30 protein-coding genes and 3 pseudogenes are annotated in these 26,489 nt (G+C 60.4%); 8 read left to right on the forward strand and 25 right to left on the reverse strand.

The window, feature by feature from the left end; genetic code table 11:
* Positions 1-65 precede the first annotated feature (65 nt).
* Positions 66-635: a cytosine permease gene (locus tag ACMV_RS20280; protein WP_013635049.1), complete on the reverse strand. Its 570-nt coding sequence runs from the start codon at positions 633-635 to the stop codon at positions 66-68.
* 99 nt (positions 636-734) lie between these two features.
* On the opposite strand from ACMV_RS20280, the gene ACMV_RS18225 reads away from it, so the two are divergent.
* Positions 735-1,751, forward strand: coding sequence for an IS1595-like element ISAcr1 family transposase (locus tag ACMV_RS18225; RefSeq protein WP_007421341.1), 1,017 nt, complete (start codon positions 735-737; stop codon positions 1,749-1,751).
* Here the strand turns inward: ACMV_RS18225 and ACMV_RS20285 are convergent.
* From ACMV_RS20285 to ACMV_RS18240, 4 genes and pseudogenes are all read right to left on the reverse strand, one after another.
* Positions 1,706-2,656 (reverse strand): purine-cytosine permease family protein, encoded by a 951-nt coding sequence (locus ACMV_RS20285; protein WP_172637355.1) that lies wholly within the window; start codon positions 2,654-2,656, stop codon positions 1,706-1,708. The two genes, ACMV_RS18225 and ACMV_RS20285, sit on opposite strands and share 46 nt — an antisense overlap.
* A gap of 47 nt (positions 2,657-2,703) precedes the next feature.
* Entirely contained in the window at positions 2,704-3,021 is a 318-nt protein-coding gene (locus ACMV_RS18230) for an NIPSNAP family protein (RefSeq protein WP_013635051.1), read from the reverse strand.
* Positions 3,022-3,030: 9 nt separating this feature from the next.
* Positions 3,031-4,503 (reverse strand): aldehyde dehydrogenase, encoded by a 1,473-nt coding sequence (locus ACMV_RS18235; RefSeq protein ID WP_013635052.1) that lies wholly within the window; start codon positions 4,501-4,503, stop codon positions 3,031-3,033.
* Positions 4,500-5,222: pseudogene (locus tag ACMV_RS18240) on the reverse strand (LLM class flavin-dependent oxidoreductase); the annotation flags it as partial. The gene ACMV_RS18235 and the pseudogene ACMV_RS18240, both read right to left, overlap by 4 nt.
* Positions 5,223-5,340: 118 nt before the next feature.
* Here ACMV_RS18240 and ACMV_RS18245 point away from each other — a divergent pair.
* Entirely contained in the window at positions 5,341-6,375 is a 1,035-nt protein-coding gene (locus ACMV_RS18245) for an IS110 family RNA-guided transposase (RefSeq protein ID WP_013635054.1), read from the forward strand.
* A gap of 270 nt (positions 6,376-6,645) precedes the next feature.
* Here ACMV_RS18245 and ACMV_RS18250 read toward each other — a convergent pair.
* From ACMV_RS18250 to ACMV_RS20290, 4 genes and pseudogenes are all read right to left on the reverse strand, one after another.
* Positions 6,646-7,002: pseudogene (locus tag ACMV_RS18250) on the reverse strand (LLM class flavin-dependent oxidoreductase); the annotation flags it as partial.
* Positions 6,999-7,922 (reverse strand): flavin reductase family protein, encoded by a 924-nt coding sequence (locus ACMV_RS18255; RefSeq protein ID WP_199436942.1) that lies wholly within the window; start codon positions 7,920-7,922, stop codon positions 6,999-7,001. The gene ACMV_RS18255 and the pseudogene ACMV_RS18250, both read right to left, overlap by 4 nt.
* An 11-nt stretch (positions 7,923-7,933) precedes the next feature.
* Positions 7,934-8,821: an alpha/beta fold hydrolase gene (locus ACMV_RS18260; RefSeq protein ID WP_049796648.1), complete on the reverse strand. Its 888-nt coding sequence runs from the start codon at positions 8,819-8,821 to the stop codon at positions 7,934-7,936.
* Positions 8,751-9,338: an amino acid synthesis family protein gene (locus ACMV_RS20290; protein ID WP_013635058.1), complete on the reverse strand. Its 588-nt coding sequence runs from the start codon at positions 9,336-9,338 to the stop codon at positions 8,751-8,753. The genes ACMV_RS18260 and ACMV_RS20290 overlap by 71 nt, the downstream gene beginning before the upstream one ends.
* A 125-nt stretch (positions 9,339-9,463) precedes the next feature.
* Here ACMV_RS20290 and ACMV_RS20295 point away from each other — a divergent pair, with 125 nt between their 5' ends.
* From ACMV_RS20295 to ACMV_RS21655, 4 genes and pseudogenes are all read left to right on the forward strand, one after another.
* Positions 9,464-10,195, forward strand: a complete 732-nt coding sequence (locus ACMV_RS20295; protein ID WP_199436944.1) for a GntR family transcriptional regulator — start codon at positions 9,464-9,466, stop codon at positions 10,193-10,195.
* 306 nt (positions 10,196-10,501) lie between these two features.
* Positions 10,502-11,854, forward strand: a complete 1,353-nt coding sequence (locus ACMV_RS18265) for an IS5 family transposase (RefSeq protein ID WP_013635060.1) — start codon at positions 10,502-10,504, stop codon at positions 11,852-11,854.
* A gap of 30 nt (positions 11,855-11,884) precedes the next feature.
* Positions 11,885-12,568 (forward strand): IS6 family transposase, encoded by a 684-nt coding sequence (locus tag ACMV_RS18270; protein ID WP_013635061.1) that lies wholly within the window; start codon positions 11,885-11,887, stop codon positions 12,566-12,568.
* Between the two features lie 88 nt (positions 12,569-12,656).
* Positions 12,657-12,794 (forward strand): annotated as a pseudogene (locus tag ACMV_RS21655) (IS3 family transposase); the annotation flags it as partial.
* A gap of 276 nt (positions 12,795-13,070) precedes the next feature.
* Here ACMV_RS21655 and ACMV_RS21895 read toward each other — a convergent pair.
* From ACMV_RS21895 to ACMV_RS18285, 4 genes are all read right to left on the reverse strand, one after another.
* Positions 13,071-13,205: a hypothetical protein gene (locus ACMV_RS21895; RefSeq protein ID WP_013635063.1), complete on the reverse strand. Its 135-nt coding sequence runs from the start codon at positions 13,203-13,205 to the stop codon at positions 13,071-13,073.
* A gap of 140 nt (positions 13,206-13,345) precedes the next feature.
* On the reverse strand, positions 13,346-13,900 hold the full coding sequence (locus ACMV_RS18275) for a hypothetical protein (RefSeq protein WP_013635064.1): 555 nt from the start codon (positions 13,898-13,900) through the stop codon (positions 13,346-13,348).
* A 35-nt stretch (positions 13,901-13,935) separates the two neighbouring features.
* Positions 13,936-14,196: a DUF4158 domain-containing protein gene (locus ACMV_RS18280; protein ID WP_013635065.1), complete on the reverse strand. Its 261-nt coding sequence runs from the start codon at positions 14,194-14,196 to the stop codon at positions 13,936-13,938.
* Positions 14,197-14,360: 164 nt separating this feature from the next.
* Entirely contained in the window at positions 14,361-14,843 is a 483-nt protein-coding gene (locus tag ACMV_RS18285) for a GNAT family N-acetyltransferase (protein ID WP_013635066.1), read from the reverse strand.
* 153 nt (positions 14,844-14,996) lie between these two features.
* Here ACMV_RS18285 and ACMV_RS20310 point away from each other — a divergent pair, with 153 nt between their 5' ends.
* On the forward strand, positions 14,997-15,641 hold the full coding sequence (locus ACMV_RS20310) for a hypothetical protein (RefSeq protein ID WP_148361029.1): 645 nt from the start codon (positions 14,997-14,999) through the stop codon (positions 15,639-15,641).
* Positions 15,642-15,690: 49 nt separating this feature from the next.
* On the opposite strand, the gene ACMV_RS20315 is transcribed toward ACMV_RS20310, so the two are convergent.
* From ACMV_RS20315 to ACMV_RS18335, 12 genes are all read right to left on the reverse strand, one after another.
* Positions 15,691-15,828 carry a hypothetical protein gene (locus ACMV_RS20315; protein ID WP_231844540.1) on the reverse strand — a complete coding sequence of 46 codons (138 nt, stop codon included), beginning with the start codon at positions 15,826-15,828 and terminating at the stop codon, positions 15,691-15,693.
* Between the two features lie 566 nt (positions 15,829-16,394).
* Positions 16,395-16,685: a type II toxin-antitoxin system RelE/ParE family toxin gene (locus ACMV_RS18295; RefSeq protein ID WP_007424918.1), complete on the reverse strand. Its 291-nt coding sequence runs from the start codon at positions 16,683-16,685 to the stop codon at positions 16,395-16,397.
* 2 nt (positions 16,686-16,687) lie between these two features.
* Positions 16,688-16,861, reverse strand: a complete 174-nt coding sequence (locus tag ACMV_RS21265) for a hypothetical protein (protein ID WP_013635068.1) — start codon at positions 16,859-16,861, stop codon at positions 16,688-16,690.
* Between the two features lie 137 nt (positions 16,862-16,998).
* Positions 16,999-17,217 carry a hypothetical protein gene (locus tag ACMV_RS20320; RefSeq protein ID WP_013635069.1) on the reverse strand — a complete coding sequence of 73 codons (219 nt, stop codon included), beginning with the start codon at positions 17,215-17,217 and terminating at the stop codon, positions 16,999-17,001.
* A 435-nt stretch (positions 17,218-17,652) separates the two neighbouring features.
* Positions 17,653-18,192 carry a zincin-like metallopeptidase domain-containing protein gene (locus tag ACMV_RS22055; protein ID WP_013635070.1) on the reverse strand — a complete coding sequence of 180 codons (540 nt, stop codon included), beginning with the start codon at positions 18,190-18,192 and terminating at the stop codon, positions 17,653-17,655.
* Between the two features lie 2 nt (positions 18,193-18,194).
* Positions 18,195-19,187 (reverse strand): tyrosine-type recombinase/integrase, encoded by a 993-nt coding sequence (locus tag ACMV_RS18305; protein ID WP_011930443.1) that lies wholly within the window; start codon positions 19,185-19,187, stop codon positions 18,195-18,197.
* Positions 19,184-20,125, reverse strand: a complete 942-nt coding sequence (locus ACMV_RS18310) for a tyrosine-type recombinase/integrase (RefSeq protein ID WP_011930444.1) — start codon at positions 20,123-20,125, stop codon at positions 19,184-19,186. The genes ACMV_RS18305 and ACMV_RS18310 overlap by 4 nt, the downstream gene beginning before the upstream one ends.
* Positions 20,122-21,333, reverse strand: a complete 1,212-nt coding sequence (locus ACMV_RS18315; RefSeq protein WP_011930445.1) for a tyrosine-type recombinase/integrase — start codon at positions 21,331-21,333, stop codon at positions 20,122-20,124. Before ACMV_RS18315 ends, ACMV_RS18310 begins: the two co-directional genes overlap by 4 nt.
* 59 nt (positions 21,334-21,392) lie before the next feature.
* Positions 21,393-22,085 carry an ArdC family protein gene (locus ACMV_RS18320; protein WP_013635071.1) on the reverse strand — a complete coding sequence of 231 codons (693 nt, stop codon included), beginning with the start codon at positions 22,083-22,085 and terminating at the stop codon, positions 21,393-21,395.
* A complete protein-coding gene (locus ACMV_RS18325) occupies positions 22,075-22,263 on the reverse strand; it encodes a hypothetical protein (protein ID WP_013635072.1) in 189 nt (62 codons plus the stop codon). Before ACMV_RS18325 ends, ACMV_RS18320 begins: the two co-directional genes overlap by 11 nt.
* Positions 22,264-22,477: 214 nt before the next feature.
* The gene (locus ACMV_RS18330; RefSeq protein WP_013635073.1) at positions 22,478-22,681 is read right to left on the reverse strand and encodes an antitoxin VbhA family protein; all 204 of its coding nucleotides are present in this window, start codon (positions 22,679-22,681) and stop codon (positions 22,478-22,480) included.
* Between the two features lie 71 nt (positions 22,682-22,752).
* Positions 22,753-25,719 (reverse strand): Tn3 family transposase, encoded by a 2,967-nt coding sequence (locus ACMV_RS18335; RefSeq protein WP_013635074.1) that lies wholly within the window; start codon positions 25,717-25,719, stop codon positions 22,753-22,755.
* Between the two features lie 173 nt (positions 25,720-25,892).
* On the opposite strand from ACMV_RS18335, the gene ACMV_RS18340 reads away from it, so the two are divergent.
* Positions 25,893-26,474, forward strand: coding sequence for a recombinase family protein (locus ACMV_RS18340; protein ID WP_013635075.1), 582 nt, complete (start codon positions 25,893-25,895; stop codon positions 26,472-26,474).
* The last annotated feature ends 15 nt before the right edge of the window (positions 26,475-26,489 follow it).

Genomic DNA, 26,489 nt, shown 5'->3' on the forward strand with positions numbered 1-26,489 from the left:
TCCGCCCTAACAGACAACTTCATCGTTTGCGCGCACTTTCGGGTGATCACGAACGTTTAATCAATTCAATCGTGATCATCTTTAACTGATGAGCAAAAGGCTGCCGTAAGGTCGGGCCGAATATCCGGCATATCAATTTCACCCCTCGTGGTCCTACTCTCGCTCTTTGAAACGTATGTTCCTGCAAGCACGTAGTAGCAAAGTCCTGCGACCACAATACCGGCTTCGAAGCTGCAGTCGCCGAGATGAAGTATCCCTGTCATTAGTGGACTTGCAAGTGTTGAAGAATTCGAAAAGAGAATGCAGGCACAAATTCCCGCGATAAATGACACTATGCCAGGCCAAAAAATCCCATTCCGGTACCAGTAGGCGCTTTCTTTCCATTGCATCATCCCGTCGCTGTCGTAATGTCCACGCCGCAGAAAATAATCTACGACCACGATAGCCGCCCAGGGCGCTATCCAATACGACATGTAAGCGAGAAAATTCTCGTAAGCCCCGACGAAATCACCAAGCAGCATTACAGCTACGCGAATTGCCAGCGTGAACAGAGCAATCACCAGGAGCGACGGCACCCGCTTGATCGGCATTCGTAACGCTAGAAGTCCGAGACCTGCCGTATAGCCATTCGGCACGTTGGCTGCGATGCCGCCAACAATGATCCCGAGCAGAAGCGGAACAACAAACCTTGCCTATCCGGTTGACTCCCATACCTACTAGATCTAGTGTTGGGCATGGATGTCCTGGCCCGTGAAGACCTGCCGTTCCCGCAGTCTCTGCCGGAATTCCAGCGTATTTTCCCGAACGACGCGGCCTGTGCCGCCTATCTCGAAAGCGCCCGCTGGAATGGAGGGTTCGCCTGCCCAAGGTGCGGCGTCGTTGGCGAGCCGTTCCGTTTCGAGGCGCGCCCGGGCGTTCTGCGCTGCCGGGCCTGTCGCAAAGACGTAAGCCTGATGGCTGGGACCGTTATGGAACGCAGTCACACGCCGCTGTCGACTTGGTTCTGGGCGGCTTACTTGATCGCCAGCCAGACGCCCGGAATGTCGGCCGTCCAATTTCAGCGGCAACTCGGCCTGTCGCGCTACGAGACCGCCTTCGGCATCCTTCATAAGCTGCGCGCCGGGATGGTGCGCCCCGAGCGCGACAAGATTGGCGACACGCCGCAAGAACACGTCGAAGTGGATGAAACGTGGGTTGGAGGACGAACCCGAGGCGATGGACGGGGTGTCCATCACAAGGTTCTCGTCGCCTGTGCCGTGGAGGTGCGCCACCGGAAACCGGGAACCAAGCTCGACAATCGGAAAGACGGTCGCTACGCGGGACGCGTTCGTCTCGCTGTTGTCCCCGACCGTAGCGCCAATTCGCTCTGCGGATTCGTCGAAAACGCCGTTGCTCCCGGATCGCTGATCGTTACCGACGACTGGAGCGGCTATGCCGGTCTCGGAAGGCGCGGGTTCGACCACCATGCAATCGCCGAATGCGGCGACCCGGAGGTGGCAGAAGAATTCCTGCCGATCGTCCACTTGGTCTTTACCAACCTGAAGACCTGGATCAACGGCATCCATCACGGGGTCAGCGCCAAACATCTACAAGCCTACCTCAATGAATTCACGTTTCGGTTCAACCGGCGCCTCTATCCCTTCAACGCGTTCCGCTCGCTGCTCGGAATCGCGGGTAGGGCAGCCGCACCAACCTTTGACGAGCTTTATTCCGGGGAATGGACACACCCTACATTTAGTGGGTGTGGGTAACAACCGGATAGGCAAGCAACAAACCATACCGGCAGAATATTCGCCAACTGAGCGACGGGATTTGCCGACAATCCGCCACCAACTAGGATTGCAACGAGGACGCCCAGGATCTCACACAGAACGACGGCTACGAACTGGCCGAGCCCAGCCGCCAGCGCGACCTTCTTCCAGCTCAACGTTTCAGGAAAATACCGACTATAATCCGATGCGTAGTTCGACCAACCGACCGGAAATGAAAACGCGAGGCTCATCGCGCTAAGCCAGTGAACCATTGAAAACACAGTTTGCTGTTGTGCCACAATATGTCCCACGGGCATCCCAAGAATTACGAAATAGGCCAAGACCGCAAAGATTACGGCAAGGAGGATCGCGATATATGATTCCATGAATATGATGGTCGCATGCCCATATATCGCAATCACGACTTCCAGAACCAGTATGATCGCCAAACCGATCCATGGGACGATCACGCCTGTAACGCCTGCCATCGCAAATAATTTATTGATAGCTTCAGTTGCCAGAATAGCGTTGATCGAGAACCAGCTCAGCGCAGTGATAACGCTCAGAATCTTCGGAAAAAATGAGCCTAGTTGTCCAAAGGACGTTCTGGATGTCACAATCCCCGCCGTACCAGTTCGCGGTCCCATGATGGATGCCATACCGACAATGATACAACCTAGAGCGTTCCCTACGAGGATCGCGGTTATGGCAGACGTAAGCGACAACCCGAACGACAAGATAAATCCGCCCGTCACCACTACGACGTAATTCGTATTTGCACCCACCCAGAGCTTGAACAACTCAAAGGCATTACCGTGACGGATATTTTGAGGTATCGGATCAATCCCGTGTACCTCAACATGCCATGTAGCGTCTGCTTTGATAGAACTTGGTGAGCTCGACATTTCAGATCTCCCTATCATCTTGTTTTTAATTGGATGGTTGTGCCGGACTACGGAGCCAGAGGTGAGAAAGGAGCCGCCCTGGCAATCCTGCTCTCCATAGTGTCGATCAATTCCTGGATTTTCGGCATAAACGCCTGCCAGCCTGGATCGGCGGCCAACGCAGCCCGCCGCCTTTCCCGCTCATCCAGACTCTCGTAGGCCCAAATGTGGATAATCTCGTTCAATGAGCCGATTTCGGTGTAGAAATAACCAACCAATGCTCCGAGATATGATTTCTGAATTGCAATACCTTCGTCCTCGACGAGATGAAGATATGCTTGAACTGTGCCGGGCCTGAGTCTGTAGGTACGTATCTCGTAGAACATATCAGTCCTTCAGCGCATGATAAACGGATCGGGAAACGGACAGGTCGAACTGTTGATCCAGACAGCCTTCGGCCGCGTATATTCCATAACCGATTCCCGACCGCCCTCGCGGCCCAACCCACTCCACCCAAACCCACCAAACGGAACAACCGGTGAGATCGCCCGATAAGTGTTCACCCAGACAACACCAGCTTTCACACTTCTGATAAGCCTATGGGCACGACGTAGATCGTTCGTGAAAATACCAGCTGCCAACGCGAAGCAGGTATCGTTTGCAAAGGCGATGCCATCGGCTTCGGTATCGAAACGCATCACGCTCAGGACGGGCGCAAAGAGCTCTTCGCGGCTACAGGGAATATCGTTGTTCGGGCACTGCAGAATCGTCGGTTCAAGATAAAATCCCCGCTCGTGTCCCGGTGGAACCTTCCCTCCAGCGGTGAGCACGGCGCCCGCCTTCACGCTGGATTGGATCACTTCCACAGCTTTCCGATGCTGTCGCGCGGTCGCGAGCGGGCCCATCTCGGTTGCCGGATCGCTGGGATCGCCAATCTTGATTTTCCCGACTCTTTCGGAGAGCATGCTAACTAGAGTGTCATGGATGCTGTTCTGGACCAGCAGCCGCGACCCGGCAACGCAGCTCTGCCCGCTTGCTGCAAAGATCCCGGCGATGATGGCGTTGCATGCATTGTCGAGATCGGCGTCATCGAAAACCAGCACGGGAGATTTGCCGCCAAGCTCCAGCGTTACGTGAGATAGATTTTCGGCACTGTTGCGCACGACGTGCCGCGCGGTTTCGGGGCCGCCCGTGAAGGCGATCCTGGAAACCAGGGGATGGCTTGTCAGACGTTGACCGCAAGGATCGCCGAATCCGGTAATGATGTTCACCACACCAGGAGGGAAGCCGGCCTGATCGACAAGTTGTGCGAACTCAAGAAGAGGTGCCGGCCCATCCTCGGATGCCTTGACCACAACAGTGCAACCGGCGGCCAGTGCGGGACCAATTTTGACCGCGGCCAGAAAGAGTTGGGAGTTCCACGGCACCACCGCCGCAACGACGCCGATCGGCTCCCGCCGTAGATATACCTCCATATCGGGTTTATCGACAGCAAGGTGCGCGCCTTCAATCTTATCGGCCAACCCGCCGAAGTAACGGTAGTATTCCGCGATGTAGGCGACTTGTGCGCTCGTCTCGCGAATGACCTTGCCGGTATCCCGCGTTTCAAGCTCGGCCAAGGCCTGAGCCTGTTCCTCCAGCAGGTCTCCCAGCCGGTAGAGGAGTCGCCCACGCGCGGTGGGGGTCAGCCCGCTCCACGAGAGGTCATGCAGAGCCCGATGGGCTGCAGTGACGGCACGGTCGACATCTGCCGCGTCGGCTTCGGGCATCAAGCTCCAAGCATCACCGGTGGCCGGGTCGATGCTCTCGAAACTCCGTGCCGCATCGACGAATTCACCATCAATATACTGCCGGAAACGTCGCATCATAGCGCCGGCTCTTCCGCTCGGGTCGGGGTTGACGTCGCGAAACGCGGCATAACCTCGTGAATGAAGCGCAGCAATGACGCCTTCTTGCGATCGAATGGCATGCCGCTGTCAATCCAGAAGCTGTACTGATCGTAACCCAGAGCCTCATAGTGCCGGAGGCGTTCCGTCACCTCATCCGCGGTCCCGATGACCAAGTTGCGTCTCATCGTCTCCGGTGCGTAGTTCGTCATAGCCTTGATCTCATCATCGTCGAGTTCGGCGATGAATCCTTCTCGCACCGGCCTCTTGTTGAGAAACCAGCTCCCGAAATAACAGTAGAAACGACTGAGATCCTCGGCAGCTCGCGTTACATCTGCTTCATTCTGACCGACATAGGTATGCATCAGAAGCATTATCTTTGGCCGGGGCAGATTCTGATGTGCCGTACAGGCCGCGCCGAAACGGGCGATCAGCGTGTCCACTTCAGTATCTCCCGACGCGAGGGGCGTCACTTGCACATTCCAGCCATTCGAAACGGCAAATTCATGGGAATTGGGATCTCGCGCAGCGACCCAGATCGGAGGCGCCGGCTGCTGCAAGGGCTTCGGAACCGATGTGCTCTTCGGGAAGCGCCAGAACTCGCCGTCATGCGCATAGTCGCCTGACCAGAGCTTCTCGACCGCTGGAATGAGTTCCCGCATGCGCTGCCCGGCATTCCAAGCATCCAGTCCCGGCATGAGATGGGGTAACGGGCCGGTCATCTGGAGATGACGGATTGGGTGGCTGTCCCTCAGAATGATGGTGTGAGTTTGAACGGAGTCAGGATGGTCCTGCTCCAAGCATCATCGAGGGACAACCATGGAGCATTATGCAGGAATTGACGTGTCGTTGGAAAGCTCGGCGGTATGCGTGATCGACGCGACGGGTCGGGTGGTTTGCGAGGGCAAGGTGGCGACGGAACCAGAGACGCTGATCGACTGGCTGCGACAATCAGATGTTGCTTTCGCCCGGATTGGCCTTGAAGCGGGCCCGCTGTCGCAATGGCTATATGCGGGCCTGCGGGAGGCGGGTTTTCCTATTGAGCTGCTGGAGACGCGGCATGTGCGGGCGGCGTTCAGGACGATGCCGGTGAAGACGGATCGCAAGGACGCCCGGGGCATTGCGCAGCTGATGCGCCTTGGCTGGTTCCGGCCGGTGCACTGCAAGTCGATGGCGGCCCAGGAGTTGCGGGCGATCTTGACGGCACGCAAGCTGGTCCAGGGCAAGCTGCATGACGTGGAGATGAGCCTGCGCGGCATTCTCCGCGGCTTCGGGCTGAAGGTCGGTCCGACGACACGGCGGACATTTGCCGACCGTGTCCGTGAGCTGGTGGCCGGACATCCGACCTTGCAAATGATCGCCGAAGCACTGCTGTCGGCCAGCGATGAACTGGGTCGTCAGCTTGGCCAGTTTGAGGCGCAGGTTCGGAGCCTGGCACGGCGGAACCCGAAAGCTCGGCTGCTGATGTCCACACCCGGCGTCGGCGCGGTCGTGGCGTTGACCTACGTGGCGGCAATCGACGATCCGGCTCGGTTCCGATCGTCACGAACGGTCGGGGCGCATTTCGGCCTGACGCCGCGGAAGTACCAGTCGGGCGAGACGGATGTGACGGGACGGATCTCGAAGATCGGTGACGTCGGTGTCCGCACCGCGCTCTACGAAGCGGCGAACGTCATTCTCACTCGGCCAGTGAAAGGATCGACGCTGAAGAGTTGGGCGATGCGCGTGGCCGCTCGCGCGGGGATGCGCAAGGCCAAGGTGGCCCTGGCCCGCAAGCTCGCCGTTGTGCTGCATCGGATGCTAGCCGGCGGCACTGCGTTCGACGCCACGATGGCGGCAGCGCCGCGGGCATAAGCATGAGCACAAAATAGAAGCAGGAGGAGATATCAAGTTCGGGCGAGGCTGACACCTCTCGTCCGGAGCAGGTCCCGTCGCCGGGACGATGGATCAGGCCAGGCCGCTATGAGCGCGGCAGCATCATTCGGTGACTGCGCATCTTGAGATTGGCCGACCGGTCCTCATCAGACCCCATGAAGCAGCGGACCAGCGCCGACTGCGGACAGAAGCAAGACACCGGCGATGGTACAGCTCTCAACGAGGGACTTGACACCCATAGGCCCGTTACAGAAGGCGCTCATACTCGAAGCTGTACGCGCCTCTGGCGATGCCCAGATCGAGCCGGCCGCCGCTGGCAATATCGAGCATAGCGGCTTCACCGGCCAGTTTGATTGGGTGCCAGAACGGCGCGATAACCGTGCCTGTCCCCAGCCTGATGCGTTCGGTGCGGGCGGCAAGATAGGCAAGATTCACGAACGGATTCGGAGCGATCGTGAATTCCATAGCATGGTGCTCACCGATCCACGCCGTCTCCATGCCTCCCTGCTCAGCAATGCGTACGAGTTCTTCCAGTTCCCGGAACAGACCAGCATGGGTCTGATTCCGATCAAAGCGCTCCATGTGAACGAAGAGAGAGAACTTCATGCGATTGCTTCCTCATCTATTGTGTGGACAACACCTTCGCTCGCTGTGCCTACGTAAACACCGAAACCATCGGTTCTCTCGCGCACGTAGCGTGCGAGCATGCTACGAGACGCGGGGTCGGCCACGCGTTCGAACGGGATCGCCGTCAGCGGGTGGGGTTCAACGTTGGCGCCAGCGATCCCGCCGCTCGCGGTGCCTCGGTAGACGATTCTCATCGCTGCCATGTCCGGATTTTCGAAGACGGCAAAAAGGAAATCCAACTGCGCCCTGAGACCGAACGTCTCGAGGAAGCCGTAAAGCGAAGTGGGGCTCGAGCGTGGGCCGAGGGTGGCGCCGCCGGGTAGAGCGAGGCAACCGTCCAGGCTTCGCAGCAGGAGCACGCGATCGTCGCGCTCCAAGATGGCCTCGACCCGGATTTCGCGGCCCAGCGCGGAAACTGCGCTTTGCGAGAGGGCGAAATCGACATAGGTTCCCCGGCAATAGCCGAGCGGCTCCTCGGGGGCATGACCATAATCGAGCACCCGGCCAAGTAGGATCACATGGTCCCCCGCATCGATCGCGCGTTCCCGCGCGCACGAGAACCAGGCAGCGCCTCCCTCGATCACCGGCAGGCCGGCGGCACCGGAGCGCCACGCGACCCGTGCGAATTTGTCAGCGTCCTTTGATGCGAACAGAGCGGAGATCGGCTTCTGGGTGTTTTTCAGGATAGTGACCGCAAAACCCTCCGCCGCCTCGAATACGCCGCGGCTCGCGGCGGCCTTGGCTATGCAGACCAGCACCATCGGCGGCTCGAGCGACACCGACGTGAACGAGTTGGCCGTGAAGCCCCTGGGTGTGCCATCCGGTTCGCGAGTAGTAACCACGGTGACGCCGGTGGGAAACGCGCCGAGGGCTCTGCGGAAATCGCGGGAATCGAACATCGTCGCCCCCATCATCCTGCCACAAGGGGAAGCGTGGCATCTTCCTCCAGAAAATCACGCAGCGCGGCGTTGACTGTCACGGGCGAAGCGAGACTCATCATGTGACGTTCTCCACTCAGGATAAGAGCGCGGGCATCGGGTGCCTCAGCTGCCATTTGCCTTGCCATTGCGGGGGAGGAGTTCCCGTCGAGTTCACCGGTTAGGAACAACGCTGGCAGGCGCAAGCGGCCGAGCCGGCCGGTATGCGCCGCATCAGCGGTCGCAAACAGGCGATAGGCACGGCGGTAGCCTTCCGGACGAAGACAGCCCAGCGCGGCGCGGACCCAGACCGCCGCAGGCATACATTGCGGCGAGATGCGGGCGCCAAACCAGCGATCCATCGCAGATTGCTGCCAGTCTGCCGGGTGATCGTCGTCCAACAACCGCACACGGCGCTCGACCGCCGCGCGCTGCTCGGGTGAGCGGCGGTAGACCGCGTTCATCGCAACCACGGCGCCAATTCGGTCTGGATGACGCAACGCCAAGTCAAGGGCGATAAGAGCACCCATGGAATGACCCACGACCTTCACGCGGCCGACGCCGAGCCCGTCGAGCAGGTCAATCGCCTGTGCCGCATACTCAGCGAGGGTTGCAGGGTCCGACGGCAGCGGGCTGCCGCCATGCCCTAGAGTGTCGTAGGCAATGACGTCCCATTCCGGCGAGAAGGCATTGATTTGCGGCGCCCAGAATCCGCAATTCATCCCGACACCGTGGATCAGCAACAGCACTTCTCCGGCACCGGCGCGGATGTAGTGAGTGCCCTTGTGCCAACCGGCGGACAGGCCCTGTTCAGCCATGAAGATCGCCCATTTCTTGTAGATCCTTATACCGATCACCGATGCGATGATGCGGTCGACCACCGATGGAGGCGCCAAGGGCGACGACGATCTCGTCCGGCCCCGGGGCATCGTCGATCGAGAACTGGACGGTTTCGTAATGCGAACGCATCCCTTCGTCGTGCTTGTGCATCAAGGGGATCTGGATTGAGGCACCCGGCGCTCCGCGTGTATTCGTAAATGCCAGATAGGATTTGGCCCCAACGGCGCGGCGATAATGGTTTCCGAAGCGTAGGGTATGGATTAGGGCAGAGCCGTGCTCGATCTCTCCATTCGATCCCGTGACCGCCGACTTTCCGTATCCTTCTACAGCTCCCCCACCTCCCGCCAACTTCAGAATTTCTTCGGTCAGCAGATGTCCGAGTTCCGGGGCTACTTCCCTTATCTCCGAAGCCAGATCTTCCACAAATCCGGAACCTGCCCAGGGGTTACGCAGGACCGCCGCGACAGCCATCAGTCGCGACATCTTAGGCACCGCTCTGCCGCCTTCAGTCCAAAGCACTTCCGTGTGGGTAACGAGTTTTCTCAACTCCAATGGCATCGATCGTCTCTCCCGCCGCAACAATATTATGGTATACCATAAGATGGTATGAAAATTGAGTCAAGCAGTCTATCAGCGACAGTCAAGCACCGTTGCGGTTGGCTAAGGTGGATCGTGAGGATGAGATGGGAACGGACGAAGGCAGCATGCCGGAATTAGGCGATGATACAATGCTCGTGAATCGCGCCACAAAGACTCTGCGGCAGCTTACGCTTGAAAAGGTCAGAAGCGCGATTCTCACTCTTCAGTTCCGACCTGGCGAACGCCTGGTAGAGCGAAAGCTCTGTGAACGTCTGGGCGTCAGTCGCAGCGTGGTTCGCGAAGTCCTACGAAACCTCGAATCCGAAGGATTGGTGGAGGTCATTCCCGGGCACGGTCCCGCGGTAGCGAGTCCAGATACGGCGAAAGTGCGGCAGATATATGAGCTACGTTCGATGCTCGAATCACTTGCAGCCCGCCATTGTGCCGAACATGCGACAGCAGAAGACGTCGAAGCCTTAGCTCGCGGGCTAGATCGCATTCGTGACGGCTATGCCGCTCATAATCCGGCCGCTGTTCTTCAAGCTACAACAGAATTCTACGAGATCATGTTCCATGCAGCTGGTCGATCGGTTGCATGGGATGTCGTTTCGGCTCTGAACGGACGCATCACCCACCTCCGAGCCACTACAATCGCCACGAAAGGCCGAAGCAAGTCTGGCGTTGCTGAAGTTGAGCGCATTTATTCGGCAATTGTCAGGCACGATGCCGACGAAGCGGAAGCCGCATCAATAGAGCATATCAACTCCGCCCTGCGGATTGCGTTGGAGCAATTGCAAATTTCGAAGCTTGTCGGTCATCAAGGCTCACAGTCATGATGTAGGCATGGCTGCTAAATGCTGATTTTTGATCTCGTGTAAGTCCGATGGTTCTGGCGCAAACTTTCGACGTTCTGAGCGCGCGTGATATTTTGGCGTTGTCAGAGAGTTAGCTAGTCGCCTGTGAAAAATCGAATTTTGCTGATCTTGCCGCGATGATTTAGCGGCGGGCGATATTGGGATTTGCAAGGTCTTGGAGACCTGAGTGGAAAAGCCTTGCAAAGCCGTTGGAGCGTTGCGCGGTGGTCGCGATCGTGATTCTCTCCCTTTGATGCCGAACATCATGTGTTTGGCGTGGAGGAAAGAATGCCGCCGAAGCTGAATGCCTCGCAGGATGATCTCGAACTGTTCCGCTCGCGGCTGGAGAACATCATCGACCAGCGGCATCCCCTGACGCGGCTGGCCCGGCTGATCGACTGGCGGGTCTTCGAGGAACGCTTTGGCGCACTCTACGCCGAGGCGGCGGGACGTCCGGCGCTGCCGACCCGCCTGATGGTGGCGCTGCATCTTCTCAAGCACATGGATAGGCTGTCCGACGAAGCGATTTGCGCGCGCTATCTCGACAGTCCGTATGTCCAGGCATTCTGCGGCGAGACGCATTTCCAGCACACGCTGCCCCTTGACCGATCCTCGATGACGCGCTGGCGCAAGCGGATCGGGGCGGAGCGGATGGAGGCCCTGCTCGCCGAGACGCTGGCGGCGGCCGAGCGGGGTGGGGCCGTTGCGGAGAAGCACTACGAGCGGGTCACCATCGATACCACGGTCCAGCCAAAGGCCGTGACGCATCCGACCGACAGCAAGCTCCTGCACAGAGGCATCGAGACACTGGCGCGGATGGCACGCCGGCACGGCATCACGCTACGCCAGTCGTATCGCCGGGTCGCGCGCTACGCCAGGCAGGAGGCGGCGCGCCTGCACCATGGTGGCAAACGCCACGAGGCCGAGGCTCGCGTGCGCAAGCTGCGAACCTGGCTGGGCCGGCTGGCTCGTGACATCACCCGCAAGATCGCAGGCAACGCTGAAGCGAAGGCCGCGTTCGCCGAAACGCTGGGCGTGATCAATCGCCTGCTTCGCCAGAAGCGCTCCGACCGCGGTGCCGACAAGCTCTATTCCCTGCACGCACCTGAGGTGGAGTGCATCGGCAAGGGCAAGGCCAGGACGCGCTTCGAATTCGGCGTGAAGGTCTCCATCGCCACCACCAACGCCGCTGCACCCGGCGGTCAGTTCGTTCTCGGCATGCAGAGCCAGCCGGGAAATCCCTATGACGGCCACACCCTGGCCGGCCAGATCGAGCAGGTCGAGCGGATCACCGGCGTTGCCGTCGCCCGCGCCTATCGCGGCCACGGCGTCGAAGCCGAGGGCAGAAGGATCTTCATCTCCCGCCAGAAACGCGGCATCACCCCCACCATCCGCCGCGAGTTGCGCCGACGCACAGCCATCGAACCCGTCATCGGCCACATGAAGACCAATGGCCATCTGGGGCGAAACTTCCTGCTCGGCGTCGACGGTGATGCCATCAACGCCGTCCTCGCCGGCGCCGGCCACAACCTCCGCCTCCTGCGCAGATGGCTGATCAGGCTTCTTTGCGCCCTCGTCGCATGGCTCTCTGCACCAAACCGCTCACCAAGCCCCGGCTTCACGCACCGCCAGATCACATAGTTCACAGGCGACTAGCTAGAGGCCGGCGACGTGATCGAGTTCAAGGGCGTGCACTATCCGAAGTCGGTGATCCTGTACGCGGGATTCTTCTACCTGCGCTACGCCGTCTCCTACCGCGACTTGGAGGAGATCCTTGGGGAGCGGGGGGTTACCGTCGACCACGCGACGCTGAACCGCTGGGTAGTGAAGTTCGCGCCGCTAATCGCGGCCCAGGCGCAAGCGAGGAAGCGGCCGACCGCCACCTCCTGGCGGATGGATGAGACCTACATCAAGGTGAAGGGCAAGTGGACCTACCTCTACCGTGCCGTGGACCGGGATGGCCAAACTCTTGATTTCATGCTCTCGGAGCGCCGCAATCTGGCCGCTGCCCGGCGGTTCTTCAAACGGGCAATTGCCGCCAACGGCGTGCCCGACCGGGTTGTCATCGACAAAAGCGGTGCAAATCTTGCGGGCCTGCAGGCGGTGAATGTGATCCTGAAATTCACCGGCGATGGACGCACCATCGAGGTCCGGCAGGTCAAATTCCTCAATAACATACTTGAACAGGACCATCGCTTCATCAAGCAGATCACCGGCCCGATGATGGGCTTCAAGGCGTTCCACTCGGCCGCAGCGACCATCGCCGGGATTGAGGCCGCCCACGTGATCAGAAAAGGCCAGATCCCGGCCAACGGCACCAGCGCGTTTCAGACCTTCGCGGAGCTCGCGGCATAATAGTGTCCCTAGCTCGGGCTACTCCGCCATCCGGAAAAGTTTGCGACGTAACCCTCTTCCGTCCTGTGGGCGTGCTGCGATCGAGTTGTACAACACCGGCAGGCCGCACAGTTCGCTCGGATATCGCCCGCCGCCCCCAGAAACCGCGACGCCGCCACGGCCGCCCTCCGGTTCCGCTTCGCTCCACCGAAGGCCGGCCATGGCGGCGGAGACAAGAATGCACTAACTTCCAACACGCACCACTCACTGGGGGCCGGTCAAGCCGTTTCGGAAGCGTTCCACCGGCAGGCAGTAAACCGGTCGTTTGATTGCCGGCACCCCAGCATTCAACCAACGCTCCGGTGCAATCAGCGTGGGCACGACACCGATGATTGCGATCCCAGTTGCAGCCGTTATGCGCCCATGTGCAATGATTTCGGGCCAGACCCCAAAAACCTGTTGCAATCATTCCGGGCACAGCCGCCCGATGATTGCGATCCCAAGCACCGATGATTGCAGTTCACTACACAAACCGATCCGGCAGGCCGAACCCCTCCAGCCCCACCGCACGATACGGCACCGCGTGCAGAGCGGCGATCGCTTCGATCATCCCGGTCTGGATCGCACCGCGACCAGTGCCGCCAGCCCCGGAATCCACCCCTCCAGATACGCGCCCAGTCGCACCGGATCGAGCCGATGCTGCTGCAGACCCTCGCCTAACCCCTCATCCATCCAGGTCCCTCCCGACCCGCACTGTCCGCGATCGCCGTGGACTGTCAAGCGCGGCCGAGGGCAGGATCAACTCACGGTGTCGCCCCTGACCGTGACCGGGCTGGTCGCCTCCGAAATCCGCTTGCCGACCTTCTCCACCTGGTTGCGCTGGCCCCCGGTCATGTCGCCGTCCATGTGAAAATCGACCACGCCGAGCAGCTTGCCGGTCTCTGCCACGAACAGCAGGTTCTTATGCGCGTTGCCGCCGACATGGATGTGGTTGATCCCACTCGTCCCCGGCGCGCTGCGCCCCACGTTGGCGCCGATCGCCATCCGTACCGCCTGCGCCATCAGCCGGTCGGTCCCCCTGATCTCGGTCGCACCGCTCACCGCGACCGTGCCGGTCGCCACCGTCTCTGGCTTCCAGAACTGCCCCCAATCGACCCCGGCCGACTTCGCGAGTTGCGCAATCGCCTCCTGGGTCGCCCGTCCATCCTTCGGAAACGTCTCGTCGATCGCGATCCGCAACTTGGTCTCGACCGTCGCCGCCGGCAATAACTCGCCCCGATCAGCCCGCTCGCGCAGCCAACAGAAGTTCGGATGCTTCTGCACCTTCGACAGTTGCTTAACAGTAAGCCCCATCGCACGATCCCCCGGTACCCACCGCCATCATAATGTTAGTCCGGTTCCCCCTCCCGATCAATCCGCTCCCGACATAGTGATCCAAACCAGTTATACGCCGCCAAGTCCGCAGTCAAAGCTCCGGTCTGCTCGGCCAGATATGCGATTGCAGCGTCCGGGAACTCGCTGGCAGCCCGGCCAAACCTTCCTGTCGCACGATACATCATGAGCTGCGCGGCAAAACCGAGCCAGGTGCCGGCCGGCTTGGCATTCAGGAACGCCAGGTCCTCAAAGCCCAGGCTCCAGCGAATGGCCAACGCCCCATCCGGCCGTCGGTGGAGTCCCGTGCATAGCCGTAAATCATGCCGGCACTATGCACCGGACTTATGCAACAGAAAGCCCCGCTTCCGGCCTACGGGGCGGGGCTGGTATGAAAATCTTGATTTTCGTGCAGACTCAGCGCATTTGGGGGAAACCAGACCTACGCGTCTTGCTGTCCTCGTGCGGCTAATTGATCGAGGGCTGACCCCTCAAGCACATAATAAATCTTGTCAGACCCGTTTGCGCCCAGCCCGTCATAGAGCGACCGCGCTGCCACGTTTTCTCTTGAGGTGGACCATTCGATCCTAGTGCTTCCTGCGGCCTTCGCCGCCTGTGCAATCCCAGCCATCAACTTCTGTGCGACGCCACGGCGGCGTGCAGCGTGGCCGACATAAACCTGCTGGACGTAAGTGAATGTGAGCAGGCCGGCGACGGGGTAGAGAGAGGTGAACGTGGCAAAGCCGAGAAGTCGAACATCGTCGTGGGCTACGATGATGTCCACCTGCCGGGCACGGCGAAGCACGTCCTCAGCGACTACCAGATCAGAACTGATAGTGGCTCCGTAGAAACCAGCCATCTCGATCATCAAGTCGGCTAGGGCCTGAGCATCTTTCTCGTCAAAGCGACGTATGCGGACCACCATTCACCCTTTCCCGACACAACCTGCTGCTTCGCTACATGGCCTACTTTTCTACCACCGCATACAAGGATGAGTTATGCATTACGCCCCATTCTGGGGCTGCCGGGGGTAGTTTTGTCTATTTGGAGAGGTGACTAATCCGCTTATGGTAAAGACATGAGCGATACCTCTGATTCCGTAGCCTTGATTGCAAATTGGATTTCCTTTGGCAGCTTCCTCCTTACAGTGGGGATTCTTATCGCCGCGTGGGCAGCACTAGGCACTTGGCGCGCGCAGGTGCTCGGCGGACGAAAAATTCAACTAGCCGAAGAATGCCTGTATTCGGCGCACGACTTCGCTGTGCAGGTCAAGCTATTACGCTTGGTATCTCCCAATAATCTTGACACCGAAAAGAAGATCGAAGAACTTCGAAAAACACTCTGGCAATTTCAGAGGTCATTTCTAATAATAAATTATTATCTTAAATCACCGATATCTGAGGAAATTCCGAAAGCGTTCATCGATTTCTTTGCCTCTCTCGACACGAATTTTCGAATTTTGAAGCAGTCTGATTTTCAACAGCCACCACTGGTTGTACAAGGTGCTTCTCTACTTGCCGCGGCAGCCGCATCTTCGAGCAGGCAACACTACGACAATGCTCTCGATATCTTCTACGGAAACCGCCAGAACGACCCAATCGAAGCAACGTATGGTGAACGTGTCAACGAACTACATGGCATTCTACAACCAATACTGACCCCCAATAGGGGGTGCCTCGGTTGGCTAATCGACAAAGCCGCTGCTGCGGTACAACAATCTTGATTTTCGAGACTTCAAACCAAAGGCGCAAATTTACCCCTTAACCGTCACTTCATTCATCTAATGTCAAACTTGTTAAAGGAAATACGCTTGATTCCATTTTTCCATTATTAAACCATTCACACCAGGCGCTTTGTACTCCAGAAGATACTCCAAATGACGCAGGTATATCGATTTTGTTGACGGTCATTGCAGGCGATCCTGACTTAAGTCTTACAACATCGCCAACTTTTATTTGGTTTGTCATAGCGTTTTTCATTCCCGTTTACGTCTACCTGACAAAATTATAGCTGGGTTTCGGACTCAGCCAAGAGGCACTCATTGCCCCAGAATTCTGCATTATGGAATTTCGGCAGAAGTCACCGTGAAGTCTTCAGATATATGCCGCGTAGGCCGGCAACCGACCCCATAGTAGACGTGCAACCGAGACTGTCAAAGCACCCCGCCAGAAGCGGGCGATGGCGGCGCGAATACTTGGAGCGAGCGAATGGCGGCGATCACGAAACCGATGAGGCAACGAACCGACGCCAGGTGCGGCACGGCCTGCAAGCCGTACGCGCAAGGTCACTGGTGGCGGGTACAAAAAGAGAACGATGACAACGGTCAGACCAGCGGGGGAGCCAACATTCCGGGGACCTAAACACAAGGAAAACCTTGGGTGAAATAGGTCTGATTGGCTGTCGTTTGTATCAAAATGAGAAATCCGGGGGATGTTATACGAACCCCCAAGACGGCCCTGAAGGGGCCGTATCGATCTCACGGTAATGCGTCACTGCGGTCCCTGGCACCATGCCAGATGCGGAGGATTCGAACAAAATCGGCGTTCATGTCGATCTCGTAGACGATCAGATACGGCCACACGGCCACCAGTTCGCGGGTGCCGGCAACCAGGCCGAGGCGGCCCCGGTTGGGAAACAGCGCCAGGCTGTCGCCGGCGAGGACCAAAGAGCGCAACAGATTCGCTGCCGCATGGGGGTTCAGAGGTTCGAGATAGGTGACGATGGAATCGCGGTCCGCCAAGGCGAGCGGATGCCATTCGACCCGCACGCTCAGTGACCGGAGATCTTCCGGTTCAGCCGTTCGATCTCACGCAGGAGATCGGCGCGCACCTCTTCATGCGGTACACCTGGACGAGGATCGGCCCGCGCCTCGGCGATGGCGGCCTCGAGAAGCCGGCGCTCGGCCTCGAGCTCGGGATCAATCTGGGGGACTGTCTGGTTCATTCGGCGAACTCCAGGTGTAACTTCTGACAGGCCAATCAGATCCTGCATCCATGTTGGTTGCACGCGCCAGAAGATTTGACTTCCGGACGACGGCCGGCTTCTCGGTGCACAGGAAACCGGTCGGGATGCAGTATCACCTATATCGTGTGCGGCGGGCAACCCGCCGATAGCGACAGCCGATGTCTGGAATAGGCGCTGATGTCCGGACAGGAATCTACCTGAACCACGACGAAGGCGCCGGCCGGAACCAGTGGGCGGGCGGCCATTTTTTCCCTGGGCTTTGGCTTCGCCTGGGACAGGCCGGACACCATGACCATCTTTTCCGGCCTGGTTGATTTAGCGTCACTCAGGATCATGCCGGCTTCCAAAACCCCATGTCCGCCGCAGATAGCGCGTTCTTAAGCCAAGATTTCAATGCGATGTAACGCCTTCTTGTCGTGGCCGCAGATGCGTTTCCAAAGCTATGCTGCGTCGCACAAAATTCATGTTGAAGCCTCTCTTGGCTGAGCTATATCTCATCACACGGGGCTCATGCCCCGTTGGACGTTTCCTCCCTAAACTTGGCGGCCGCAATGGTCGCCATTTTTTTTGCGCCGATCCGATTGGCTGGAAGTGTCCGCAATGACCGAACGCCATCCTCTATCCGCAAAAGTCCTTTGAGCCTGTCGTGGTCCGGCATTTCATCTATGGATATGGCCTGACGCACCGCGTGGATCGCCGGATAGGCCTCGGAGGACAGATTGTCGCTGGCCGGGATAGAAGCGGGTTTTTAGTTGGCAGATCCTCATGATTTACCGCCCTGCCGTTGCACGCCGTGCCTGCCGCTCCTGCTCGGGCTGTTCGGCTCGTTCCGCCCGCCGGATTTCCGCGCCGCTCTCAGCGGCCCGCTGCCAGTAACCACGCGCCTGCTCACCCGTCTGGCTGTCAGCCCGGCCAGTGATCTGCCCTGCCTTCTGCTCGGCTCGCAGCGCCATCAAATACCCGGAAATCTTCTCGGCATCGGCAGCCGCCCGGAAGATCTCTCGCGCGTCTTGCTGCAAGGCTTTGATCCAGCTTCCGACATAGGCCGCATGCTGGCCCGGATCATGGCCGATGCCCAGCTTGTCCGCGATCATCAGCGAGGCGATCTCCGCCCTTAGCTCCTCCCGCGCGTAGGCTTCCGATCCGAACGGCGTGCCGAGATCCGGCCGGTTCAGCCGCGAGGGGTGCCCTGTGGCGTGGCCGTTATGCCGATGTCGGCATAAGGGGCATAATGCCGCGATCCGGATTATGCCGCATGGCCTCCGCTGGAGGCCGGATAGCCCGGCATTGGCCATGCGGCTGTTCGGCATAATCAGAGCCCTTCCAGGAACGCGAGGAGTTGATCGTCGGGCCGGAACCGGCCCGACGGCGTGGCTGGAGCGGCGACGCGAGCGAGCGCCTTTTCCTTCATCCGCATGTCGGCATGGATGTAGATTTGGGTGGTCTCGACGTTCTCGTGACCAAGCCAGAGCGCGATCACCGCAGGATCAACGCCGTGGTGGAGCAGGTCCATCGCCGTGCTGTGGCGCAGCGTATGTGGCGTGACCTGTTTCGTGCCGATGCTCGGGCACGCGCGCGACGCCGTGAGGCAGTGCTTGCGGACCAGATGCTCAAGAGCGTCACGGCTCAGCCGTTCGCCCCGGATCGACGGGAACAGCGGCTTGCCCTCATCTTTGTCGTTGCCGATCCACGTCGCCAGCAGCTTGGCTGTCTCGCGGCGAAGCGGGGTGGCGCGCTCCTTCCGGCCCTTGCCCATGCAACGGATGTGCGCGCCGGTCCCCAGCACGACATCGCCCCGCGTGAGGCCGACCAGTTCGGAAGCCCGCAGGCCTGTCTGGACCGCAAGCAGGAGCAGAGCGTGATCGCGCCGCCCCGCCCATGTTGTACGATCCGGAGCCGCCAACAGCGCCGCCATTTCCTCGGCATCGAGGAACGTGACCGCACGCTTCACATAGCGCTTATTGGGCATGGCGAGGATGCGCTGGCAGTGCAGCAGCCAAGTCGGATCGGTCATCGCGACGAAGCGGAAGAACGATCGGATCGCGGCGAGCCGGGTATTACGGCTGCGAGCGCTATTACCCCGCGCGGTCTCGGTGTGGGCGAGGAAGTCCGCGACCAGATCGGCGTCGATGTCTTCGACCGTCAGGTTGACCGGCGGCTTTTTGCGGCGGGCGCTCGCATATCTGAGCAGCAGCCGGAACGTATCGCGATAGCCGGCGACCGTATGTCGGCTCGCCTCCAGTTGCGTGCAAAGCCGGTCGGTGAAGAAGCGCTGGATCAGCGCGGGCAAGGTGACGGCGTTCATTGTGCCATCTCCCCGCCGCTCGCGGTGGCACGGGCTATCGCCAGATCGAGCAGTTCCGGGACCGCCTCCAGATACCAGTATGTTCGGGAAGGGCTGCTATGACCCAGATAGGTCGTCAGCCGGATCATCTCGCGCGCCGGATCCTTGCCGGTCCGGTACCAGTCGATCATCGTGCGCACGGCGAAGGTGTGGCGCAGATCGTGGATGCGTGGCCCTCGGCCATGCCGATGGTACTGCTGCTCGGATCGCAAGCCGATCTGCTGGCACGCCTGCGCGAAGTTGTAGCGGGCCGTGCAGTCGGTGAGCCGGGTCGCCTTGTCGGTTACGAACAGCGGCACCGCCGGATGACCGATCAGCCGATCGCGTTCGATGCGATAGTTGAGCAGTCGCTCGACGGTGCTGGGGTCGAGCGGCAGCAACCGCTCCTTGCCGTTCTTGCCCTGTCGGACGCGCAGCACACCATTATCGGCGTCGAGGTCGTTCCCATCGAGCGCGAGCGCCTCGCTGATGCGCAAGCCCGTGACCGCGATGAGCGCGAACAGTGTCGAGCAAGTCAGCCCGCGCAACCCGCAGATCGACGGCAGCGCCTTTGCGGCCGCGATAATCGAAGCGACCTCGGCATTGCTGTAGATATGCGGACGCGAGCGCATGACAGTGTCCGGCAACAGGCCCCGTGGTGGGGGTTCATGCGCCGGATCGAAGCTGCTCAGCCACTGCGCGAAGAGGCGCACGGCGGTAAGCCGCGCCGCTCGCGTCATGCCGTTGGCCTCGCCGAGCGTAGCGTGCCAACGCAGGAACAGCGCCGTGTCGATATGCGTCACACGCTCGCTGTCGGCGAACCGCGTGAAGCGGCGAAGGATGCGCTCGCTGGTGCTCAGGTCGTAGCCGAGGCGGCGCCGCACAGCCAGATAGCGGTCGAGTTGGAAGGTGAGGCTCATTGCGCGCCTCCCGCCACGGGCCAAGGCATTGCCACTGACCGCAGCCCATCGATGTCGAGACGGGCATATATCATCGTTGATGTGCGTGAGCGGTGCCGCAGCACATCGCCCACCTCGTCGAGCGATGCACCCGAGTTCACTAACTGGGTGGCAAGGCTATGACGCAGCAGGTGCGATCCCACATAGGGCGTTACCGGCTTCTGGCCAGTCGCCTTCAGCGCATCCTTGAGAACGGCGTTGACGATCTGGCTGTCCTTGAACGGACGGTACGGCGCGCGATGGGTGACGAACATCGTGCGACAGGACGCGGGTCCGCGTTCCTCGCGCAGATAGCGGCAGAGGGCCTCGCCAACCTCCGCGCTGATCGGCACGCGATCGTGGAGCTTCCCCTTGCCACGCACCAAGAGTTCGCCCGCGCGCCAGTCGATGTCGTCCAGCTGGATCGCGATGACCTCGGCAGCGCGCAAGCCGAGCCGGGCCATGATGAGCAGCATCGCATAGTCCCGAGCGCCGTGCCGGGGGCTGTCGCGCACGCAGGCGAGCACCGCCTCGACGCCCTCGGGCGACAGATGGCGCGGCAGTCGTGCGCCCCAGCGCTTCGCCGCCCTAGGCACGCTCAGCGCCAGATTGGTCGCTGTCGCGCCGCTGCCGAACAGATATTGCAGGAAGATACGAACATGCGTTGCCACCGTTTTGTCGCGACGCGCGCCTGCCAACACATGCTCGATGAAGCTGATCACGTCGGCAGGCCGCAACCGCCCCGGATCAACTATCGCATCACCAAAGCGATGATCGAGGAACCGGTTGGCGAACCGCAGCGTGTGATAGATCGTCCGCGGACTCAGGCCGCGATGCTTGACCAGATAGGTCTCGAAGTTCGCCAGCAGGGTCGCGCGCGCCTGCTGCGCCTCGGTCAACGGCACCGGCTGCGTGACGCCGATATCGAGCAGATGCTGCGCGAACCGGCGGGCCAACCTATACGGCCATACCGAGCCCGTCTTCTTGCGCGGCACCTTGCGTCCCAGATGCTCGGCCATGTCGAGCGTCAACGCCGAAGGACTGATGCCCTCGACATCCATCGCGTGCCCCACCTTCCGCAGGATCGATTGGTAGGTCTTGACCGTGCCGGCGGTGTAATTCTCCGCCGCAAAGCTCTCGGCGAACGAGTCCAGATACGGCTCGATGCAGGTCTGCAAATATTGAGGCATGATCGTCGTGCTCCATGTTGTTGGAGCGATGAAGATTATGCCGAATGGGATTGGTGCGATCATACCGCCAACCGCGCCCTGCCGAGCAGATGCGGCATAATCCGGATCTCGGCATTATGCCCCAGTTCATGCAGCGCCGTGCTGTAAAATCGATCCGCCGTCTTGAATTGGTCGCGCTCCGGCATCGTGACCCGATCTTGCGCCAGGGTGTAAAAGGCCCGGTCGCCGGGCCGGTAGATGATCGGCACCCCGGAATTGCTCATGATCTGCTCGGCTGCGGCGTGCCGTTCCCATTCCGCCAGGGCGGGCCGGGCCTCGATCTTCGGCATGCCGGCGATCTGCTCGGCATTGAACACCACGGCCGAAAACACCCGCGGCCGTTCCAGCTCGACGCTGCGGTAAACCTGATTGCCTTCGGCATCCTTCACCGGCCGTCCCTGCTCGTCCTTCACCGGCACCCGGTCAAACTTCTTGAAATACTGGATCAGCGTGCCCTTTTCGCCCTTCATCACCTGGGCATCGAGGCTCTGCGCCTGCTTGTAGGTGGTCCAGCGCGGATCGCTGTAGCCCTTCATCTCGGCCACTGCCATCAGCCAGATTGCGTTGCCGCCCTGGTAATCCTTGCCGGTGATCGCGTTGTAGGGAATGAACCGGAGGCCGCTGGGCTCCCACGGCTTCACCCAGGGTGCGGTGCCATCCTCCAACTGCTTGACGATCGAGGCGGCAACCGTCTGGGCATAATCACCGGCCATGGGTGGCCTCGTTGGTGTTCTCCACGTCCGCATTGGACTCCCAGGCATCCGCCTCATCGAGTGCCGTTTCCTCAACCAGTCCCAGCTGCTCGACCTCAGCCGGGTCGATCTCCACCATGACGCCCGGCCGCATCAGATCGGCCAGATCGCGCGAGATGATTGGTGGCTTCGGGTCCATCGCTGTCCTCCTTCTCAACGTGCTCTGTATCGTCCGGCGCAATCGGACGGCCCTACCTCGGCCCCCTACCCTTCCCCGGCACGCGCGGGAGGGCTGCGCAAACCAACCTTGTTGCACAGGCCATCGGTCAGATCGGGCTCATAGGATATGTCCGGACCAGTGTTGCGGTGCGGCTCGGGATCTTCCGCCATCCCCACAAACCGAACCTGGGGCATTAGCGCCCGGCCCGGATCGCGGCGATCATCCGGCGATCCAGGCCCGCCATGTCGATCTCACCCCGAATGCACCGCTCATTCACGGCCTCAAGCTCCGGGTGATGAACATAACCCTGGCGGTTATTCGCTGCATGGGCCTGCTCGATCGCGCGCCAGCGCTGCATCATCTCGGATTCCGAAATTTTGCTGACCAGCCGGTCCATCCCGCGGCGCCTCTTTACTACCGGAAGTAGAGGTTAAGGGGGTCACCGCACGATCTGTTCAAAATCGTACGCTAAGCGGCGCGGGGTATGAACGGAGCGCGAACATCGCGTAGCGGCCTGAAGCTGGCATTGGGATTGGCGGGATTCCAGACATAATCGCCGGTCAGAGCGATGTGTTCCCATCCGAGCGGCGCGACATGCGCCAGGAGATCATCGGGCACTGCCGTACCCTGGGCCCGCAGGTGCTGGACGGCCTGGTCGAGATAGATGGTATTCCAGTGGACGATGGCGGCGGTGATGAGACTGAGCCCGGAGGCCCGGAAGCTCTGATTTTCGAAGGTGCGGTCGCGGATTTCACCCTGGCGATGGAAGAATACGGCGCGGCGCAGGGCATTGCTGGCCTCGCCCTTATTGAGCCCGGCATGACTGCGCTGGCGCAGAGCGGGATCGGACAGCCATTGCAGGGTGAACAGGGTGCGCTCGATCCGCCCCACAGCCCGTAACGCCCTGGACAGAGTGTTTCCTCCACCGGCGGCGGCCAGCTTCCGCAAGATGACGGAAGGCAGAACAGTGCCGGCATTGATGGATGCCTTTAACCGCATCAACTCCGGCCATTGCCCGAGGATGGCGGTGGTTTCGACGGCGTCGCCGATGAGCGGCACCAGCAGCGGCCAGGTGCCTGGCTTTTCTATCGTGTAGAGCTTGCGGTCCCGGAGATCCTTGATCCTGGGGGCAAACCTGTAACCCAGCAGATGGCAGAGACCGAAGACATGATCGGTCGCGCCGGCGGTATCGGTATAATGCTCGGCGATGCGCAGATCGGTCTGGTGGACATGATGCAGCAGCCCGTCGAGCACATAAGGCGCCTCGCTCATCGTCGCGGAGATGACGCGCGTGTGGAACGGTCCGTATTGACCGGAAACATGGGTGTAGATCACCGCGCCCGGCTCGATGCCGTATTTGGCGTTTACCGAGCCGCCGGCTCCGGCGCGGCCTGCGGCCCGGAAATATTGCCCGTCCGAAGACGAGCTTGTCCCATCATCCCAGATTGCCGCCATGGGGTGTGCATGGTGCGCATTGATGATGGCGGCGCGGGCGGCGACATAATTGTCATCGCTGATGTGCCATTGGGCCACATTGACCAGGTGGTGATAGCTGAGACCGCGCGAGGCGTCCGCCATGCGGGCAAGGCCAAGATTGGTGCCGTCAGCGAGCACCGCTGCCAGCAGGGCCGCTTTGTCGGTGACGGGGTTACCGGTGCGCAGATGCACGAACCTGTCCGTGAACCCGGTCCAGGCATCGACCTCGCTCAAAACCTCGGTGATCCGCACCCGCGGCAGCATACTGTTCAGCCGCAGCGCCAGATCGCGAGCCGCGTCGGGCACGGTGGGCGGCGTGCGGGCGATAAAAAGTTTGCCGTCCTCAATCTCCACCCCGTCGAGGTCGCCCTGCGCGGCCCGGGCGGCCACGAAGGTCAGACGCTCGCGCAGCATCTCTGCCCGGCTTGCGACGTAACGATCGGGATCGGCCTCACCATCGATGCCGGTGGCCGCACCCGCCCCGGCCGGAAGCAGATAGGTCTCGAACGCCTGGTAATCGCGGCTGCCAGCGACCCAGATATTACTGCCCCGCAGCTTGTCGCGCAGCACGGCCAGCACCGCTGTTTCATAGAGCCGCCGGTCGGCTGTGCCGCCGGCAAAAATCAATTTCCGCCACTGCGGCGGCAGGAACGTGGAGGGCGGCCGCTTGGGCAAGCTGCGGATCGCGCCACGGTTCAGGGCGCGGAGAAGTTCGATCGCGGCCAGAACGGGATCGTTCGGCATATTCGACCGGAAATCGAAGGCGGCCAGGAAGCGGGGGCTGAACCGGCGGAGCACCGTATATCGCTCGGCCGCCGTGACCAAAATATCCTGATCCGCCACATCGGCGACGGCGCCGATGATCGGCAGCACATCTTCGAGCTGGTTCATGCCGATCTCGCGCTCGATGGCGGTGATCCCATCTTCTCCGGCCTCCTTCGCCTGGCGAAGGGCGGCGATCGTCCGGCGGAACAGCAGTAGCGCCTTGGCGACATCGCGCCGCGTGGCCTGAAACCGACGCTCATCGCGGTTGCGCGCCCGGCTGAACAAAGTGCCGACATATTTCTCGAACATGGCAAGCGTCGCGTCCGTCAGACGGGTTTCCAGGCTTGCGATCTGGGCAATGAGAATGGCTGTGCGCCGCGCCGGCTCCAGATCGGCGATGTGCTGCACGGTCATGAGCGCCCCCTCGTCGGTCAGCCGGACCAGGCGGGCAGCATGGATACGACCAGCCCGTGCGGGATCAATGCCCATGGCGCGGACATATTCGAGGCGATCGAGCAGGGAGACGATGTTGGAGGGAGCTGGTGATTCCGAATAATCCCGCAGCCAGGCAAAACGGGAGCGACGCAACTCGGGATCGACCGTCAGCAGCTCGGTCAGAGCACTGCGCTCCGCATCGGCCATCCCGGCTGCCAGCACCTCGAATGTTTTCTTGCGTGCTCGGACACGGGCGGCCAGTCCAATTCGCTCCAACACTGTCGCCGAGGGAAGCAATACCCGGCTTTCTCTCAGATGAACGAGCATAGCCTGGATGATGGGTTCGCCGCGATCTGTGGCCCAAGCCGTATCCGCACCAGCATGTAGGCAGGCGCGCCAGTCATCGAGGCCAAAACTACGCAGACCAGTGAACTTTTGGAGCTCGACCAAATGCTCCCGACGGGTTTCAGCACGGCGCGCGTATTCCGCAAACAACAAAGGATCGACACCGATCTGTTCAGCAACAAAAGCCAGCGCCGGCGCCGGTGGATATTCCGATGGATCCAGAGTGCGGCCTGGGAAGCGGAGAACACAGAGTTGCACGGCAAAGCCGAGCCGGTTGCTTGCCCGGCGTCTGACCCTGACCATAGCGAGGTCAGCAGCATCCAGTACGTAATGCCGGCTCATGGAGGCCATGTCCGTTGGAATTGAAAACAAACGGGCTCGTTGTTCAGCGGATAAAAGAACGCGGAGTGGCATATCGGGTTCCGGTTGATGAGAAAATTAGCGCCCACCGTGCGTCCGCAAGAGGATCGTTCAACGGACAGATGTAACGGCCTGGCACTGGTGGCTGTTTCCCTCGGCAACGGATGGATCATTTAACTGGTACGATATCTTTTGCAATGAAGGGGGGTCATACGTTACAATTCCGCATGGCCCACACCCTGATCGGTTACGCCCGCTGTTCAACCGACCGGCAAGATCTCGCCGCGCAACGCGCCGAACTCGAACAGCTCGGGGTAAAGCCGGACCGCATCTATACGGACCATGGCCTCACAGGCACCAATCGTGCCCGCCCCGGGCTTGCTCAAGCCTTGGCGGCGGTGCGTAAAGGCGACACCCTGGTCGTGCCAAAACTCGACCGCCTTGCACGCTCCGTTCCAGATGCCCGTGCGATCGCCGATGAACTCATTACCCGCGGTGTCAAACTCGCGCTCGGCGCGGCCGTCTATGACCCAACCGACCCAATGGGGAAGATGTTCTTCAACATTCTCGCCACCTTCGCAGAGTTTGAGGCCGACCTGATCCGGTTACGTACCAGAGAAGGCATGGCCATCGCTCGCGCCAAAGGAAAATTACGCGGCAAAAGGCCGACGCTATCCGAAAGACAACAAAAAGAACTGCGCCGCATGTACGACACTGGCAATTATTCCATCACTGATCTCGCAGACCTATTCTCCGTCTCCCGCCCAACCATCTATCGTACCCTCGCCAGGCAGCCCGCCAACGCTTAGCGTACGATTTTGAAC

The sequence above is a fragment of the Acidiphilium multivorum AIU301 genome (assembly GCF_000202835.1).
GTDB lineage: Bacteria > Pseudomonadota > Alphaproteobacteria > Acetobacterales > Acetobacteraceae > Acidiphilium > Acidiphilium multivorum.